Source organism: Streptomyces dengpaensis (genome assembly GCF_002946835.1).
Lineage (GTDB): Bacteria > Actinomycetota > Actinomycetes > Streptomycetales > Streptomycetaceae > Streptomyces > Streptomyces dengpaensis.
This window is the reverse complement of the sequence record NZ_CP026652.1, coordinates 2,691,282-2,708,116: the sequence shown is the minus strand read 5'-3', so window position 1 is coordinate 2,708,116 and position 16,835 is coordinate 2,691,282. Positions and strand designations below refer to the sequence as shown.

General features: G+C 70.0%; 9 protein-coding genes and 1 pseudogene. 4 read left to right on the top strand and 6 right to left on the bottom strand.

The genetic code is table 11. From position 1 onward, the window contains the following. Positions 1-23: 23 nt before the first annotated feature. Together C4B68_RS44055 and C4B68_RS12120 are read left to right on the top strand one after the other, a co-directional pair. Complete coding sequence (locus C4B68_RS44055; protein WP_276311573.1) at positions 24-386, top strand: thioredoxin family protein; 363 nt, start codon at positions 24-26, stop codon at positions 384-386. Positions 387-523: 137 nt separating this feature from the next. Further along, positions 524-2,779 (top strand): HelD family protein, encoded by a 2,256-nt coding sequence (locus tag C4B68_RS12120; protein ID WP_240634312.1) that lies wholly within the window; start codon positions 524-526, stop codon positions 2,777-2,779. A 176-nt stretch (positions 2,780-2,955) separates the two neighbouring features. Here the strand turns inward: C4B68_RS12120 and glgB are convergent, their stop codons facing one another. The 5 genes from glgB to C4B68_RS12095 all read right to left on the bottom strand — a co-directional run bounded on the left by glgB (position 2,956) and on the right by C4B68_RS12095 (position 12,213). After that, positions 2,956-5,433: a 1,4-alpha-glucan branching enzyme gene (glgB, locus tag C4B68_RS12115; protein WP_099499995.1), complete on the bottom strand. Its 2,478-nt coding sequence runs from the start codon at positions 5,431-5,433 to the stop codon at positions 2,956-2,958. A gap of 35 nt (positions 5,434-5,468) precedes the next feature. Then, positions 5,469-6,869 carry a maltokinase N-terminal cap-like domain-containing protein gene (locus C4B68_RS12110; RefSeq protein ID WP_099499996.1) on the bottom strand — a complete coding sequence of 467 codons (1,401 nt, stop codon included), beginning with the start codon at positions 6,867-6,869 and terminating at the stop codon, positions 5,469-5,471. Positions 6,870-6,979: 110 nt separating this feature from the next. Continuing rightward, positions 6,980-8,680, bottom strand: a complete 1,701-nt coding sequence (gene treS / locus C4B68_RS12105) for a maltose alpha-D-glucosyltransferase (protein ID WP_104879976.1) — start codon at positions 8,678-8,680, stop codon at positions 6,980-6,982. Further along, positions 8,677-10,818, bottom strand: coding sequence for an alpha-1,4-glucan--maltose-1-phosphate maltosyltransferase (locus tag C4B68_RS12100; protein ID WP_099504790.1), 2,142 nt, complete (start codon positions 10,816-10,818; stop codon positions 8,677-8,679). The genes treS and C4B68_RS12100 overlap by 4 nt, the downstream gene beginning before the upstream one ends. Before the next feature lie 198 nt (positions 10,819-11,016). Beyond that, positions 11,017-12,213 (bottom strand): S8 family peptidase, encoded by a 1,197-nt coding sequence (locus C4B68_RS12095; protein WP_099504789.1) that lies wholly within the window; start codon positions 12,211-12,213, stop codon positions 11,017-11,019. A gap of 408 nt (positions 12,214-12,621) precedes the next feature. Between C4B68_RS12095 and C4B68_RS12090 the strand changes: the two genes are divergently transcribed. After that, positions 12,622-15,243: a glycosyltransferase family 1 protein gene (locus C4B68_RS12090; protein WP_099504788.1), complete on the top strand. Its 2,622-nt coding sequence runs from the start codon at positions 12,622-12,624 to the stop codon at positions 15,241-15,243. A gap of 51 nt (positions 15,244-15,294) precedes the next feature. On the opposite strand, the pseudogene C4B68_RS43170 reads toward C4B68_RS12090, so the two are convergent. Next, a pseudogene (locus C4B68_RS43170) lies at positions 15,295-15,952 on the bottom strand (helix-turn-helix domain-containing protein); the annotation flags it as partial. Positions 15,953-16,177: 225 nt separating this feature from the next. Here C4B68_RS43170 and C4B68_RS12080 point away from each other — a divergent pair. Further along, positions 16,178-16,375, top strand: a complete 198-nt coding sequence (locus C4B68_RS12080; protein WP_099504787.1) for a hypothetical protein — start codon at positions 16,178-16,180, stop codon at positions 16,373-16,375. Positions 16,376-16,835: the final 460 nt, after the last annotated feature.

Here is a 16,835-nt window from a genome sequence, read left to right as displayed (position 1 = left end):
CCGCCCCGCGCTCGCCGAACCCAGTGACCTTGTGGCGCTACCAGCCGCCGTCGGCGAGCGGCCAGCGACCTGCGGCAGCCGCGTCCAACCGCGTCAGTTCCTCCCCGTCCAGCACCAGATCCGCCGCCCTCGCCGAGTCACGGATCGTCTCCGGACGGCTGGCGCCCGGGATCGGGATGACGACGGGGGCTTTGGCGGGACCGTCTAAGGGCGACCGGCTCAAGATCGTGCAGCTGGACGTGGACAGGAATCCGGGGACCACCGTCGCGTACGGCGTGCTCTCGACGCCCACGCTCATGGTGTTCCAGGGCGGCGAGCCCGTGAAGTCGATGGTGGGCGCCCGGCCCAAGCGGCGGCTGCTGGAGGAGCTGTCCGACGTGCTGTGAGCCGCCGTAGACCGAAGAAATCCCCCGAGCAATTGCGCTCGGGGGATTTCTTTGCGTATATTCGATGATTCGCGACTTCAAGAGGATTGGGTCGTGAAAAAGTTCACTGAGCAAAGCATATCCGGGCGGGAGCGGAATTGTCAAACATCGATTTTCCGGACGATGAATTGCGCCAGGAGCAGGAATTCATCGACGGACTGTATGCGCGCGTGGACGCCCTGCGCGGCGACACCGAGACCTCCGTGACCGACGCGCTCGCGCAGGGCAACACGCCCATGCAGGCCAGGCTGGAGCGGGACATCCTCGTCGCCGAGCGCTCGGGTCTGCTCGCCGCGCTGAACGCCGTGGACGGCTCGCTGTGCTTCGGCCGGATCGACCCGACCTCGGGCGCCCGCCACCACATCGGCCGCATCGGCATCCGTGCCGGCGACGCCGACCGCACTCCGATCCTGATCGACTGGCGGGCCGACGTCGCCCGCCCCTTCTACCTGGCCACCGGCCACACCCCGATGGGACTGCGCAGGCGCCGGCACATCACCACCGACGGGCGCCGGGTCACCGCCCTGCACGACGAGATCCTCGACCTCGGCGACCACGAACGCACCGGTCACGAGGACCCGACCGGCGACGCCGTGCTGCTCGCCGCGCTCAACTCCGCGCGCACCGGCCGCATGGGCGACATCGTGCAGACCATCCAGGCCGAACAGGACCGCATCATCCGGGCCCCGCACCGGGGAGTGCTGGTGGTGGAGGGCGGCCCCGGCACCGGCAAGACGGCCGTCGCCCTGCACCGCGCCGCGTATCTGCTCTACGAGCACCGCGAGCTGCTGGCCAAGCGCGCCGTGCTGATCGTCGGCCCGAACCCCGCCTTCCTCGGCTACATCGGCGAGGTGCTGCCCTCCCTCGGCGAGACGGGCGTCCTGCTCGCGACGGTCGGCGAACTGTTCCCCGGAGTGAAGGCGACGGCGAGCGACACCCCCGAGGCGGCCGCCGTGAAGGGCCGCGCCGACATGGCGGAGGTGCTCGCCGCCGTGATCCGTGACCGCCAGGCCCTGCCCGACCCGGTGATCGCGATCGCGCACGACCGGGACATCCTGATGCTCGACGCCGGGCTCGTCCAGGTCGCCCGCCAACGCACCCGCGAGGCCAGGCTCCCGCACAACGTGGCCCGCGAGCACTTCGAGGGCCACATCCTCAACACCCTCACCGACATGCTCGCCGAACGCATCGGCACCGACCCCTTCGACGGCTCGAACCTCCTCGACGCGAGCGACATCACGCAGATGCGGGACGAGCTGGCCGACAACCCCGAGGTGTGGGACGCGATCGACCAGCTGTGGCCCCGGCTGACCCCACAGCGCCTGGTCGCGGACTTCCTCGCCGATCCGGAAGGCTATGTGTCCGACGAGGACGCGGACGCGATCCGTCGTCCCCTCACGCGCGAGTGGACCACGGCGGACGTGCCCCTCCTCGACGAGGCCGCCGAACTGCTCGGCGAGGACGACCGGGTGGTCAGGGTGCTGGCGGACCAGGAGCGCCGCACCCAAGTCGCGTACGCGCAGGGCGTACTGGACGTCTCGTACGCCTCCCGGACGTACGAGTTCGAGGACAAGGACGAGGAGGACTCCGAGGTCCTCTCCGCCCACGACATCATCGATGCCGAGCGGATGGCCGAACGGCACAAGGAGGAGGACCACCGCAGCGCCGCCGAGCGGGCCGCGGCCGACCGGACCTGGGCCTTCGGCCACATCATCGTCGACGAGGCGCAGGAGCTGTCGCCGATGGCGTGGCGACTGCTCATGCGGCGCAGTCCCACGCGCTCGATGACGCTCGTCGGAGACCCGGCGCAGACCGCCGAGGCGGCGGGGGTGGGATCGTGGTCGGAGATCCTTTCCCCCTACGTCGAGGACCGCTGGGAGCACACGCGTCTGGGCGTGAACTACCGCACCCCGTCCGAGATCATGGACGTGGCGGCCGCCGTCGTCCGCGCGGAGCATCCGGACTTCGAGCCGCCGAGTTCGGTGCGGTCGACGGGTGTACGGCCCTGGGCGCGCGCCACCGACGATCTGCCCGGTGCCGTGGCTAAGGCGGTGGAGGAGCTGACCCCTGCGGAGGGCCGGTTGGCCGTGATCGCCCCGCGCGAGCTACACCGCAGGCTGGCGGCGCGGCTGGACGGCGTCACGGCCGGGGCCGAACCCGACCTGACGCGGACCGTCGTCCTGCTCGCTCCGCGCCAGGCGAAGGGGCTGGAGTTCGACTCCGTACTGGTGGTGGAACCGGGCGGCTACGGCACGAGCGACCTGTATGTCGCCCTGACCCGGGCCACGCAGGTGCTCGGGATCCTGCGCACAGGGGAGTTGCCGGAGTCGTTGCGGGGGGCCGGGCTGGCATAAGGCGGGTTTTCGCCCCCTCCGCCCCTACCCGTCCCGACCTGGGGCTCCGCCCCAGACCCCGCTCCTCAAACGCCGGAGAGGCTAATTCCAGCCTCTCCGGCGTTTGAGGAGCGGGGGTTTGGGGGCGGAGCCCCCAAGTGACGGGAATGGGTAGGGGCGGCGGGGGCGAGAACGTCTTACGCGGGTCGCAGCCACACGGTGGCGAGGGGAGGCAGGGTCAGCTGGATGCTGGCCGGCCGGCCGTGGGCGGCGGTCGGTTCCGGTTTCACCGGGTCAGGATTGAGGACGTCGCTACCCCCGTAGCGAAGGGAGTCGGTGTTGAGGACCTCGTGCCAGGCGGTGATGTCCTCGGGCACGCCCAGCCGGTAGCCGTGCCGGACCGCGGGGGAGAAGTGCGAGACGGCAAGCAGCGGCGTGCCGTCGGCGGCATGGCGGAGGAAGGCGAAGACGTTGTCCTCGGCGGCGTCCCCGACGACCCACGCGAACCCGGCGGGATCGGTGTCGCGCTGCCACAGGGCGGGTTCCCGCCGGTAGACGGCGTTGAGGTCGTGGACCAGATCGCGCACACCCCGGTGATCGGCCTCGGCCCCGTACGAGGGATCCAGCAGCCACCAGTCGGGCCCGTGCGCCTCGGACCACTCGGCCCCCTGGGCGAACTCCTGCCCCATGAAGAGGAGTTGTTTGCCGGGGTGGGCCCACATGAAGCCCAAGTACGCCCGTACGTTGGCCCGTTGCTGCCACCAGTCACCCGGCATCTTCGACACCAGCGACCGCTTCCCGTGGACGACTTCGTCGTGGGAGATCGGCAGGACGTAGTTCTCGCTGTAGGCGTACACCATCGAGAACGTCATCTCGTCGTGGTGGTACTTGCGGTGGATGGGATCGTGGGTCACGTAGCCCAGCGAGTCATGCATCCACCCCATGTTCCACTTCAGCCCGAAGCCGAGACCGCCGAAGCCGCCGGGACCGTGGTGATGGGTGGCCCGGGTGACGCCGTCCCACGCCGTGGACTCCTCGGCGATCGTCACGACACCGGGGCTGCGGCGGTACACGGTGGCGTTCATCTCCTGGAGGAACGCGACCGCGTCCAGGTTCTCCCGGCCGCCGTGGACGTTCGGGACCCACTGCCCCGGCTCCCGCGAGTAGTCCAGGTACAGCATCGAGGCGACCGCGTCGACACGCAGCCCGTCGATGTGGAACTCCTCGCACCAGTAAACGGCGTTGGCGACCAGGAAGTTGCGCACCTCACGGCGCCCGAAGTCGAACTCCAGGGTGCCCCAGTCGGGGTGCGCGGCCCGCAGTGGATCCTCGTGCTCGTACAGCGGCCTCCCGTCGAACTCGGCCAACGCCCAGTCGTCGCGCGGGAAGTGCGCGGGCACCCAGTCCATCAGGACGCCGATCCCGGCCTGGTGCAGCGCGTCCACCAGATACCGGAAGTCGTCCGGACCGCCGAGGCGTGCGGTCGGCGCGTAGAAGCCCGTCACCTGGTAGCCCCACGACCCGCCGAAGGGATGCTCGGCCACCGGCATCAGCTCCACATGAGTGAAGCCCAAGTCGGCGACGTACGCCGGAAGTTGGTCTGCTAACTGGCGGTACGTCAGACCTGGCCGCCAGGACGGCAGATGCACCTCATAGACCGACAACGGCGCCGCATGAACCGCCGGCCGCTCCGCCCGCCCGGCCATCCACACCGCATCGCTCCACTCATACGACGACGACGTCACGATCGAGGCCGTCGCCGGAGGCACCTCGGTGCGGCGGGCCATCGGGTCGGCGCGCAGCGTGCGCGTACCGTCGGGGCGGGTGATCTCGAACTTGTACAGTTCGCCCTCGCCGAGTGCCGGCACGAACAGCTCCCACACCCCGGAGGAGCCCAGCGACCGCATCGGAAATCCGGTGCCGTCCCAGAAGTTGAAGGTTCCGGCGAGGCGCACGCCGCGTGCGTTCGGGGCCCACACCGTGAAGCGGGTTCCGGCCACGCCCTGGTGCACCATCGGCTCCGCACCCAGCGCCTGCCACAACTGCTCGTGGCGGCCCTCGCCGAGCAGATGCAGATCGAACTCGCCCAGCGCGGGCAGGAAACGGTACGCGTCCTCGGTCTCGTGCTCCGTCCCCTCGTACGCCACGATCAGGCGGTACGACGCCGGGACCGCGCGCAGCGGCAGCAGTCCCGAGAAGAAACCGTCCCCGTCGTCGTGCAGCTCGGCGCGCAGGTCGTCCGTCACGACGGTCACCGCCAGCGCGTACGGGCGGAAGGCGCGGAAGGCCACCCCGCCCGGCACCGGATGGGCGCCCAGCACCCCGTGCGGATCGTGATGCGTGCCGTCGAGCAGCCGCTCCCGGTCACCGGGGCCGACACCGGCGAAGACAGCGGGCGCGCTGACGGCGACGGGCTCCGGCGCCTTCTTCGCAACCGCGTCCTCCGGACCCGACTGCTTCGGCACGGTCGTCCTGCCGACCGCCTTCTTCGCGACGGCCTTCTTCGAAGCCTTCGCGGCAGCCTTCTTGGCCGCCGCCTTCCCCTCGGCGGCCTTCTTCTCCGCAGTCTTCTTCTCCGCTGTCTTCTTCACAGCCGTCTTCTTCGCACCGGTCTTCTTCGGACTGCCGTCGGACGTCGTCTTCGGACTGTCGTCGGACGGTGGGCGGGGCGTCACGGGCGGGGCCTCCTCGGGGGGTGAGGTCGGGAACGTCAGGCGGATGCGGCGGCGAGTCGACGTGTCGCCGCCAGCGGTACCGACAGCCAGTCGGGCCGGTGCCGGGCCTCGTACAGGACTTCGTAGACCGCCTTGTCCGTCTCGTAGGCACGCAGCAGTACGGGGTCGGCGCGCGGATCGCGGCCCACGACCTCGGCGTACCCGGCGCAGTACGCGGCCCGGCAGGCGTCGGCCCAGCCGGGTGTGGGCGGGCTGTGCGAGTGGGCCGCGTAGTCGAAGGACCGGAACATGCCCGCGATGTCCCGTGCCGGAGGCTGCGGCAGGCGGCGTTCGGTGAGCGGTTTCGAGGGCTCGCCCTCGAAGTCGATGAGGGACCACTCCCCGGACGGGGAGCGCAGGCACTGGCCGAGATGCAGATCGCCGTGGATGCGCTGCGCGGTCCAGGTGTGGCCCGAGGCAGCCAGATCGGCCAGCGCCCCGAAGGCGGTACGCAGCCCGGGAGCGTACGGGCGCAGCGCGGGCACCGCCTGCGCGGCCGCCTCCAGACGCTCGGTCATGCCGTCGACGAGCAGCTCCATCTGGGCGTGCCCAAGCGTGACCGTGGGCAGCGCGCGGGCGAGCACCGTGTGCACCTCGGCGGTGGCCCGGCCCAGCGCCCGCGCCTCGCCGTCGAAGCCCTCACCCTTGGCCGGCGCGCGCAGCGCCAGCTCCCAGCCGTCCGCGGCGCCCCGCACGAAGGGCTGCAGCACACCGAGTACGTACGACTCGTCGCCGAGGTCCGCCATCATCCACGCAGCCGGAGCCGGGACGCGCGGGCAGCTCTCCCGGGACAGCATCAGCGGAAGCTCCAGGTCCGGGTTGATCCCCGGCACGATCCGGCGCAACAGCTTGAGAATGAACGTATCTCCGTACACGATCGACGAGTTGGACTGTTCCGACGTCACCAGGCGTGGCACGAGATCGTCCCGGATCGCGTGCCGCCGGTCGCGCTCGAAGCGCAGCTCGCCGATGCGGGCCCGCGTACGCAGGGCTTCGAGGAGTACGCCCGCGGGGCGCGGGTCGTACAGCGCCTCATACACCGTACGACCGGCGAGTGGCCCCTCCTCCAGATGCCCGATGAGCGCGGGCGCGAGCCGTGGCGGCAGCGCCTCGCGTACGCCGATCAGCAGCTGGTAGCAGTCCCCGGGGTGTGCGGTGGCACCCTGGGCCGGGGTGAGCGGCTGATGAGCGCGTACGAGGAGATGGAGCAGGCCCAAGTGAGCCGTGAGCGGCAGTAGTTCCACCGCCCCGACCAGCGAGAAGCCCGCCACCGGACGCCCTTTGCCCGCGAACCAGCGCTGCCGGGGCAGCCATTCCCGCAGCAGTGGATCGAGCGACGCGAGCAGTTCGGGGCGTGCGACGTGGGCCGTGGAAGAGTGCGTTGCGGCTTCCGACATGGCGTCGCGTCCTTTCCCCAGAGACCCGGAAGACCGGGCAGATCGGGGTGTTACTGATGCGTGCCCAGGGCGGGGCGGGAGAAACCGCCCCGCCGGAGTTCTCCGCGGTTCTATGCGACGTCCTTGCGGAGCCTGAACCAGTAGAAGCCGTGGCCTGCGAGGGTGAGCAGGTAGGGGAGTTCGCCGATGGCGGGGAAGCGGACTCCGCCGATCAGTTCGACCGGATGCCTGCCGCTGAACGCCCGTAGGTCCAGTTCGGTGGGCTGGGCGAAGCGGGAGAAGTTGTGGACGCACAGGACGAGGTCGTCCTTGTACTCGCGCAGGAACGCGATCACCGCCGGGTTCGAGGACTGGAGTTCCGTGTAGGAGCCCAGTCCGAAGGCCATGTTCTGCTTGCGGATCTCGATCATGCGGCGGGTCCAGTGCAGCAGCGACGACGGGGACGACATCGACGCCTCTACGTTCGCCACTTGATACCCGTAGACGGGGTCCATGATCGTGGGCAGGAACAGGCGGCCCGGGTCGCAGGAGGAGAAGCCCGCGTTGCGGTCCGGCGTCCACTGCATCGGGGTGCGGACCGCGTCGCGGTCGCCGAGCCAGATGTTGTCGCCCATGCCGATCTCGTCGCCGTAGTACAGGATCGGCGAGCCGGGCAGTGACAGCAGCAGGGCTGTGAACAGCTCGATCTGGTTGCGGTCGTTGTCCAGCAGGGGCGCGAGACGCCGGCGGATACCGATGTTGGCGCGCATGCGCGGATCTTTGGCGTACTCCGCGTACATGTAGTCGCGTTCCTCGTCGGTGACCATTTCCAGGGTCAGCTCGTCGTGGTTGCGCAGGAAGATGCCCCACTGGCAGCCGGACGGGATGGCGGGGGTCTTCGCGAGGATCTCCGACACCGGATAGCGCGATTCACGGCGTACGGCCATGAAGATGCGCGGCATGACGGGGAAGTGGAACGCCATGTGGCACTCGTCGCCGCCGGAGGGGAAGTCGCCGAAGTAGTCGACGACGTCTTCCGGCCACTGGTTGGCTTCCGCCAGCAGCACCGTGTCGGGATAGTGCGTGTCGATCTCCTTGCGCACCCGCTTCAGGAACTCGTGCGTAGCCGGAAGGTTTTCGCAGTTGGTTCCCTCCACCTGGTAGAGGTACGGCACCGCGTCCAGCCGGAAGCCGTCGATTCCCAGGTCAAGCCAGAACCGCAGCGCGGAGATCATCTCCTCCTGCACCGACGGGTTCTCGTAGTTGAGGTCGGGTTGGTGGGAGAAGAAGCGGTGCCAGTAGTACTGCTTGCGGACGGGGTCGAAGGTCCAGTTGGAGGCTTCGGTGTCGACGAAGATGATGCGGGCGTCCTGGTACTGCTTGTCGTCGTCGGCCCAGACGTAGTAGTCGCCGTAGGGGCCGTCGGGGTGGGCGCGGGACTCCTGGAACCACGGGTGCTGGTCGCTGGTGTGGTTCATGACGAAGTCGATGATCACGCGCATGCCGCGCTGGTGGGCGGCGTCGACGAACTCGACGAAGTCGGCGAGGTCGCCGAACTCGGGCAGCACGGCGGTGTAGTCGGAGACGTCGTAACCGCCGTCACGCAGGGGCGACTTGAAGAACGGGGGCAGCCACAGGCAGTCGACGCCCAGCCACTGGAGGTAGTCCAGCTTGGCGGTCAGGCCCTTGAGGTCGCCGACTCCGTCACCGTTGCTGTCCTGGAAGGAGCGGACCAGCACCTCGTAGAAGACGGCGCGTTTGAACCATTCCGGATCGCGGTCCTTGGCCGGGGTGTCCTCGAACGTATCCGGGACGGGCTCGTTGACGATCATGTTGTGGGTGACCCTCCGATCTGCGGTGAGGACGGTCGCAGGACGGTGAGGATGTGCGCGGGACTATACCCAGGCTCGAGACGCACATAGTTGGCCCTGCCCCAGTTGTAGGTCTCGCCGGTGAGCTCGTCGCGCACCGGCACGGACTCGTGCCAGTCCAGGCCGAGTTGCGGCATGTCCAACGAGACCGTGGCCTCCTGGGTGTGGTGAGGATCGAGGTTCGCCACCACCACAACCGTGTTCGAACCGCGTGCGTCGGTGACCGTTTTCGAGTAGGCGATCACCGCCTCCTTGTCCGCGTGATGGAAATGGAGGTTGCGCAACTGGCGCAGCGCGGGACTGCGCCGCCTGATCGCGTTGAGCGCACCCACCAAGGGCGCGATGCTCCGTCCGTCGCGCTCGGCCGACTCCCAGTCGCGCGGCCGCAGTTGGTACTTCTCGGAGTTCAGATACTCCTCGCTTCCCGCGCGCAGCGGGGTGTTCTCGCAGAGTTCGTACCCGCTGTAGATCCCCCATGTCGGAGACAGCGTCGCGGCGAGCACCGCCCGCAGTTCGAAGGCCGGACGGCCGCCGTGCTGGAGGAACTCGTGCAGGATGTCGGGGGTGTTGGCGAAGAAGTTCGGCCGCATGTACGAGGCGGCCTCGCCCGACAGCTCGGTCAGGTACTCGGTGAGCTCCGCCTTGGTGTTGCGCCAGGTGAAATAGGTGTACGACTGCTGGAAGCCGATCTTCGCGAGCGTGTGCATCATCGCCGGGCGGGTGAACGCCTCCGCCAGGAAGATCACGTCGGGGTCGGTGCGGTTGATGTCCGCGATGACCTGTTCCCAGAACACCACCGGTTTCGTATGCGGATTGTCGACGCGGAAGATCCGTACGCCGTGGTCCATCCAGTACCGCAGCACGCGCAGCGTCTCCTGGACCAGGCCCGGCATGTCCCTGTCGAAGGCGATCGGGTAGATGTCCTGGTACTTCTTCGGCGGGTTCTCGGCGTACGCGATCGTGCCGTCGGGACGGTGATGGAACCACTCGGGGTGTTTGTCCACCCACGGGTGGTCCGGGGAGCACTGGAGGGCGAAGTCGAGGGCCACCTCCAGGCCTTCGCGCGCGGCCCGGCGTACGAACGCGTCGAAGTCGTCGATCGTGCCCAGGTCCGGATGGACCGCGTCGTGCCCGCCCTCCGGGGAGCCGATCGCCCACGGCACGCCGACGTCGTCCGGGCCCGCGGAGAGCGTGTTGTCGGGGCCCTTGCGGAACGTGCTGCCGATGGGGTGGACCGGCGGGAGGTAGACGACGTCGAAGCCCATCTCCGCGATGGCGGGCAGGCGTTCGGCGGCCGTACGGAACGTGCCATGAGGCCGCTCCCGGGTTCCCTCCGAGCGTGGGAAGAACTCGTACCAGGAGCCGTACAGCGCCCGCTCGCGCTCGACCAGGAGCGTCAACGGCTCGGAGGACGACACGAGTTCGCGCAGCGGATGCCGCGCGAGGATCTTGTCCACCTCGGGGGTGAGGGCGGCGGCGAGGCGGGCCGCGGCGGGCCGGGCGGCGTCGCGCAGCGCGTCGGCGGCGGCGAGCATTGTGTCCCGGCGCCCCTTGCTCCTCGGCACCCCGGAGGCCGCCCGCTCGTAGAGGCGCGCGCCCTCCTCCAGGACGAGTTCCGTGTCGATACCGGCCGGGATCTTGATCCCCGCGTGGTGCCGCCAGGTGCGGATCGGATCGCCCCACGCCTCCACCGTGTACGTCCAGCGGCCCTCCCGCCCGGCGGAGACCGTGGCGCCCCAGCGGTCGGTGCCGGGGGCGAGTTCGCGCATGGGGGTCCAGGGGCCGGTGCGGCCTTCGGGATCGCGCAGGACGACGTTGGCGGCGACCGCGTCATGACCCTCACGGAAGACCGTGGCCGAGACCTCGAAGGACTCACCGACCACCGCCTTCGCGGGCCGTCGCCCGTGATCGACGACCGGGCGGACGTCGAGGACGGGAATGCGGCCGATGGCCGTGACGGCCGGGTAAGCCGCGTCGGTGCTGGTGCCGGTCGTGGCGGAGGGTTTCTCCTGGGTGCGGGAACCGGTGTCGGTCCTGGGGAAGGGGGCCGCTTCGGAGGTGGTCGTCGGGGGTGGCGACGTGTGGTGCGTGGCGGGCATGGCCGCTCCTGTCCGCGTCAACTCGGTGGGCGGATGAGGGTGTGGGAGGCAGGGCCTGCGGGGCGTACCGGGGGAGCCTTCCCACCCTATGCGGGTGGGCATTCCGGTACTTTGTTAACTACTCACGCGTATGTCTACACGGAAGACCGGCCTCGTCCGTGAGGTCGAGGCCGGTCCCGTGTGGCCCGTTCGGCCGAGTCAGCCGACTTGCAGGAGTTTGTTCGGCGAGCCCAGTCCCGCGCCCGAAATCCTGCCGCTCACCGCCTGGTTCACCAGTGCATTGCCCACTTCGGCGGGCGTCGCGTTGCGGTGGTCGGCCAGATAGAGCGCGGCCGCGCCCGCGACATGCGGGCCCGCCATCGACGTACCGGAGAAGGTCGCCTTCCCGGTGTCACTCACGTACGACGCCGAGGTGATCGCCACGCCGGGCGCGAACAGGTCGAGCGAGAAACCGAAGTTCGAGAAGCTCGCCCGCCGGTCCGTCCTGTCGCTCGCGCCGACCGTGAGGGCCGGGCGGACCCGGGCCGGAGAGTACAGCCCTGCCGGAAGTCCGTCATTGCCCGCCGCCACCGCGTAGGTCACGCCGGAGGCGATGGAGTTGCGTACGGCGGCGTCCAGTTGGGCGTTCGCGTAACCCCCCAGACTCATGTTCGCCACGGCCGGTTTCTGTGCGTGCTTGGTCACCCAGTCGATGCCCGCGATGACCTGCGCGGTGGTGCCGGAGCCGGCGTTGTCGAGAACGCGGACGGCGACGACCTTGGCCTGCTTGGCGACGCCGTACTGCGTGCCCACGATGGTTCCGGCGACGTGCGTGCCGTGACCGTTGCCGTCCCCCGCGGTCTTGTCGTTGCCGACGAAGTCCCAGCCGTAGCTCGCCCGGCCGCCGAAGTCCTTGTGCGAGATGCGGATGCCGGTGTCGATGACGTACGTGGTCACGCCGGCGCCCGCCGACTCGGGCCAGGTGTAGCCCTTGTCGAGCGGCAGGTCCGGCTGGTCGATCCGGTCCAGACCCCAGGACGGCGGGTTCTTCTGGTAGTGGCCGGCCGTCATCCGGGTGTCCTGTACGACCGAGGCCACGCGGGAGTCCGCCGCGAGCCGCCGGGCCTGCTTCTCGTTGACCTTCACGGCGTAGCCGTTGAGGGCCGTGCCGTAGGTGTGGCTGATTTTCGCCCCGTACTTCTCGGCGATGCTCTTTCCGGCCGAGGACGGAGCCTTGGTGCCCCCCTTGAGTGTCACGATGTAACTTCCGCTGACGGAGCCGGGGTCGCCGGCGCCGAGTATCTGCCCCTCCGGGGCGGCGTGCGCGGGCAGGGCGGTGGCCGAAAGCACCGCGGCCGTCGTGACCGCGGCGAGACCCCCCGCCCAGCGCAGACGCCTCTCTCTCGTCTGTGCCATGACCTGAGTTCCCCTCCTCAACACGGCGTACGGAGGCCGGAGCCGGCCGACGCGGGCCGGGACCGGCCGTACGCCACATGGCGAGATGCCGGGACCGGCGGTACGCCACGTGGGTGAGCCTCTCGTGTGGTGTGAAGCACCACAAGGCCGCCCAGGAGGGCGGAATCGGCCATATCGTCCGTGGGGTACACGTGAAGGTTGCGGCGATTTTCCGCCTACGTCACGTGGGCGGCCCGATCGTTCGGCGGGCCGCGATGCCCTGTAGTTCCCGAGGCGCTCGTGCCGCTACCGTCGAGGGCGAGTGGTCGTTGAAGGACCACTCGGCGCAACCACCCATTGAGGTACCCCGACGGCGATCAGCCAGGTCCGCGAGAGCGGCGCCGGCTCAGGCGCAAAGAGGTGTGCACCGTGAAGGCCATCCGCCGATTCACCGTACGACCCGTCCTCCCCGAAGCCCTTCACCCGCTCAGCGAACTGGCGCGCAACCTCCGCTGGTCCTGGCACGCCGAGACCCGCGACCTCTTCCAGTCCGTCGACCCCGAGCGCTGGGCCGCCTCGGACGGTGACCCCGTACGCCTGCTCGGCAGCGTGTCGGCCGAACGCCTCGCGGAACTCGGCGAGGACCGCCGCTTCCTGCGCCGCCTCGCCGCGGTCACCGACGATCTGCGCGACTACGTGACCGGCGACCGCTGGTACCAGGCCCAGACGGCCTCCGAACCGCCCGCCGCCATCGCCTACTTCTCGCCCGAGTTCGGCATCACGGCCGCGCTGCCGCAGTACTCCGGAGGCCTCGGCATCCTCGCCGGCGACCATCTGAAGGCCGCCAGCGACCTGGGCGTCCCGCTGATCGGCGTGGGCCTGCTCTACCGGCACGGCTACTTCCGCCAGACCCTGTCCCGCGACGGCTGGCAGCAGGAGCACTATCCGGTCCTGGACCCGCACGAACTCCCGCTGGTGCCCCTGCGCGAGGACGACGGCACCCCCGCCCAGGTCTCGCTGGCCCTCCCCGGCGGGCGGGCGCTGCGGGCCCGGATCTGGCTGGCCCAGGTGGGCCGGGTCCCGCTGCTCCTGCTCGACTCCGACGTCGAGGAGAACGACCTCGGCGAACGCGGGGTGACCGACCGGCTGTACGGCGGAGGCAGCGAGCACCGGCTGCTGCAGGAGATGCTGCTGGGCATAGGAGGGGTGCGCGCGGCACGGACGTACTGCCGTCTCACCGGCCACGCACAGCCCGAGGTGTTCCACACGAACGAGGGACACGCGGGCTTTCTCGGCCTGGAGCGGATCGCCGAACTCGGTGACGAGGGACTGGACTTCGCGGCGGCGCTGGAGACGGTCAGGGCCGGCACGGTCTTCACGACCCACACGCCCGTGCCCGCCGGAATCGACCGCTTCGACCGTGAGCTGGTCGCCCGCCACTTCGGGCCGGACGCCGAACTCCCGCGCATCGACGTGGAACGCATCCTCGGCCTCGGCATGGAGACCTACCCGGGCGGCGAACCGAACCTCTTCAACATGGCCGTGATGGGCCTCAGGCTGGGCCAGCGGGCCAACGGCGTCTCGCTGCTGCACGGCCAGGTCAGCCGGGAGATGTTCTCAGGACTCTGGCCGGGCTTCGACCCCGAAGAGGTCCCGATCACCTCGGTGACCAACGGCGTGCACGCGCCGACCTGGGTGGCACCGGAGGTCATCCGGCTCGGGTCCCGCCAGCTCGGCCCGCAGCGCACCGAGGACGCGCTCGCGGTCGGCGGCACGGAGCGCTGGGACGGCGTGGCCGAGATCGCGGACCAGGAGATCTGGGATCTGCGCCGGGTGCTCAGGGAGCAGCTGGTCCTGGAGGTACGGTCGCGGCTGTACGCGTCCTGGCGTCAGCGCGGCGCCGGCACGGCGGAACTGGGCTGGATCGACGGCGTCCTGGACCCGGACGTCCTGACCATCGGCTTCGCGCGCCGCGTCCCCTCGTACAAACGCCTGACCCTGATGCTGCGCGACCGGGACCGGCTGATGGATCTGCTCCTGCACCCCGAGCGCCCGATCCAGATCGTGCTCGCGGGTAAGGCGCACCCGGCGGACGACGGCGGCAAACGCCTGGTCCAGGAACTGGTCCGCTTCGCGGACGACCCCCGCGTCCGCCACCGCATCGTCTTCCTCCCCGACTACGGCATGGCGATGGCGCAGAAGCTGTACCCCGGCTGCGACATCTGGCTCAACAACCCGCTGCGCCCGCTGGAGGCGTGCGGGACGAGTGGCATGAAGGCGGCGCTCAACGGCTGTTTGAATTTGTCGGTCCTGGACGGCTGGTGGGACGAGTGGTTCCAGCCGGACTTCGGCTGGGCGATCCCGACGGCGGACGGCACGGCGACCGACGACGACCGCCGTGACGACCTGGAGGCGGCGGCGCTGTACGACCTGCTGGAGCAGCGCGTGACCCCCCGCTTCTACGAGCGCGGCCAGGACGGCCTGCCCGACCGCTGGATCGAGATGGTCCGCCAGACGCTGACGCATCTGGGCCCGAAGGTGCTGGCCGGCCGGATGGTCCGCGAGTACGTGGAGCGCCTGTACACGCCCGCGGCGCACGCCCACCGCTCCCTCACCGCGGACGCGGCCCGCGAACTGGCCGCCTGGAAGTCCCGCGTCCGCGCCGCCTGGCCCCAGGTCACCGTCGACCACGTCGAGGCCTCCTCCGCCACGACCACCGCCGAACTCGGCACCACCCTGTCCCTCCGCGTCCGCGTCGGCCTCGGCGCCCTCGCCCCCGACGACGTCGAGGTCCAGGCCGTCGCCGGCCGCGTCGACTCCGACGACCGCATCGAGGACGCGACGTGCGTCCCGCTGAAACCGGCGGGGGGCCCGGACGTGGAGGGGCAGTGGGTGTACGAGGGCCCCCTGTCCCTGGACCGCACGGGCCCGTTCGGCTACACGGTGCGGATTCTGCCCACGCATCGGCTGCTGGCGTCCAGCGCGGAGGTGGGGGTGGTGGCGGTGCCTTCGGAGGATGGGCGGGAGGGGGCGGGGGTTTTGCTGCGGTGAGGTGGGGTGAGGTGGGGTGGGATTCGGCGGGGGCGCCCGGCAGTGAAGTCTCAGCCGGAGGAACATCGTGGCGGTGTTCATCAGGCCATGAGGGCCCGCGCTGGACGGCAGCACGTGGAGCGTGATGTTCGGTCGCTCCGCCGCCTCCGCCAGATACTCCCAGCTGCCCCGCCACTCCTGCGGGTCGCGCAGCCGCGTACGCAGGACGGCCTCGGAGAGGATGACGCGGAACGGCGGCGGGTCGTTCCCCTCCAGCAGTTTGCGCCGCCCCAGGCGTGCTTCGACCTGCTGGTCCCGCTCCTCACCTCTGAGGCCGCCCGCCGCGAGCGCCTCGTGCGCGTACCCGGCCGTCTGGAGCAGGCCCGGCGGCGCGCTCACGGCGTAGTGCCACAGGCTCACCGCCTCGGCCTCCAGCATCATGTACCGCCGGTACTGTTCGCGGAACTGCGCCGGATCGCTGACGGCCAACTCCCAGAGTGCCAGCAGCAGTCCCGGCGTCCCGTAGTACGTGTCCAGCGCCTGTACGACCTCCGGGCCGCCCAGCGTCTGCCCGCTCTCCAATTTGCCGAACTGGGACGGGTCCCACCCCACCACCTTCGCGAGCTCCCGCAGGCTCACACCCCCGCGCGGTACGTAGTAACCGCAGCTCCTCCGCGAACCGCCGGCGCGGTTCCTGGCTGCGTCCCGTGATCACGCGTCTCGGCGGCATCGCGCTCCTCCGCGAGGGTTGTGAGGGGGCATGAGAGCCGTGAAGGCCGTGAAGCCCCTGAGGCGTGGAAGGTGTGGAATGTGCGTCGCGTTGCCGAGAACGTCGGCTCGCCTGCCGTGTTCGCCCTCAAGTCCGGGGCCATTCTCGTAATGGTCAGAACACGCAGAGTAGTCCAACCCTCGCCGTACGAGCAGGGGTTCTGCGGACGGGGACGGAGGCGGAGCCTTGAGTACGCAGCACCGGACGGCGACGGCGGCCCACACGATCAGGGATGCCGAGGACGCGCTGCCGGGCCCGGCGTACTGCGGGATGGTCGTCGCGGGCAAGGGCGGCTCGGGTGGTGATGGCGCAAGGGTCGTGATGGGCATCGAGGTCACGGCCCGGCTGTCATCGGGGCGGCCGTCCATCTTGCGTTCCGCGTAGCGCGAGATGGGGGACCTAACCTTGCGGGTGCTGACGCGGAGGCGGCGCCCGGGCAGCAGGGCCGACAGGAGTCGGTGGCCGATCTCCCCGAGCCGCTGCTCGGTGATTCCTTCCGCACGAATGAGCAGGTCACGGGCGCTCTGGAAGGCGATGGTGAAGCCGCAGCGATCGGGGTTGGTGCCCGGCCGGGACTCCGCTGCCTCTACTATCGTGCGGCGCAGGAGCTGGTAGAGGGTGAGCAGGGACCACATCTCCTGCTCGACGCCGGCCGGGTCGTGACGGCACGCACCCGAACGCGAGCGGCGAACACAAGATCGCGGAAGGCTTCGCGGAGGCGATGTACCAGGCGTGGCACCTGGGCGAGCCGTACCCGGCCGGAACCGCCTGACCGAATCTGGGCGTACCCCGGTCACCATACGTATCGTTGAACTGCGCGGCTGCACTCGACCGAGTCGCGGCC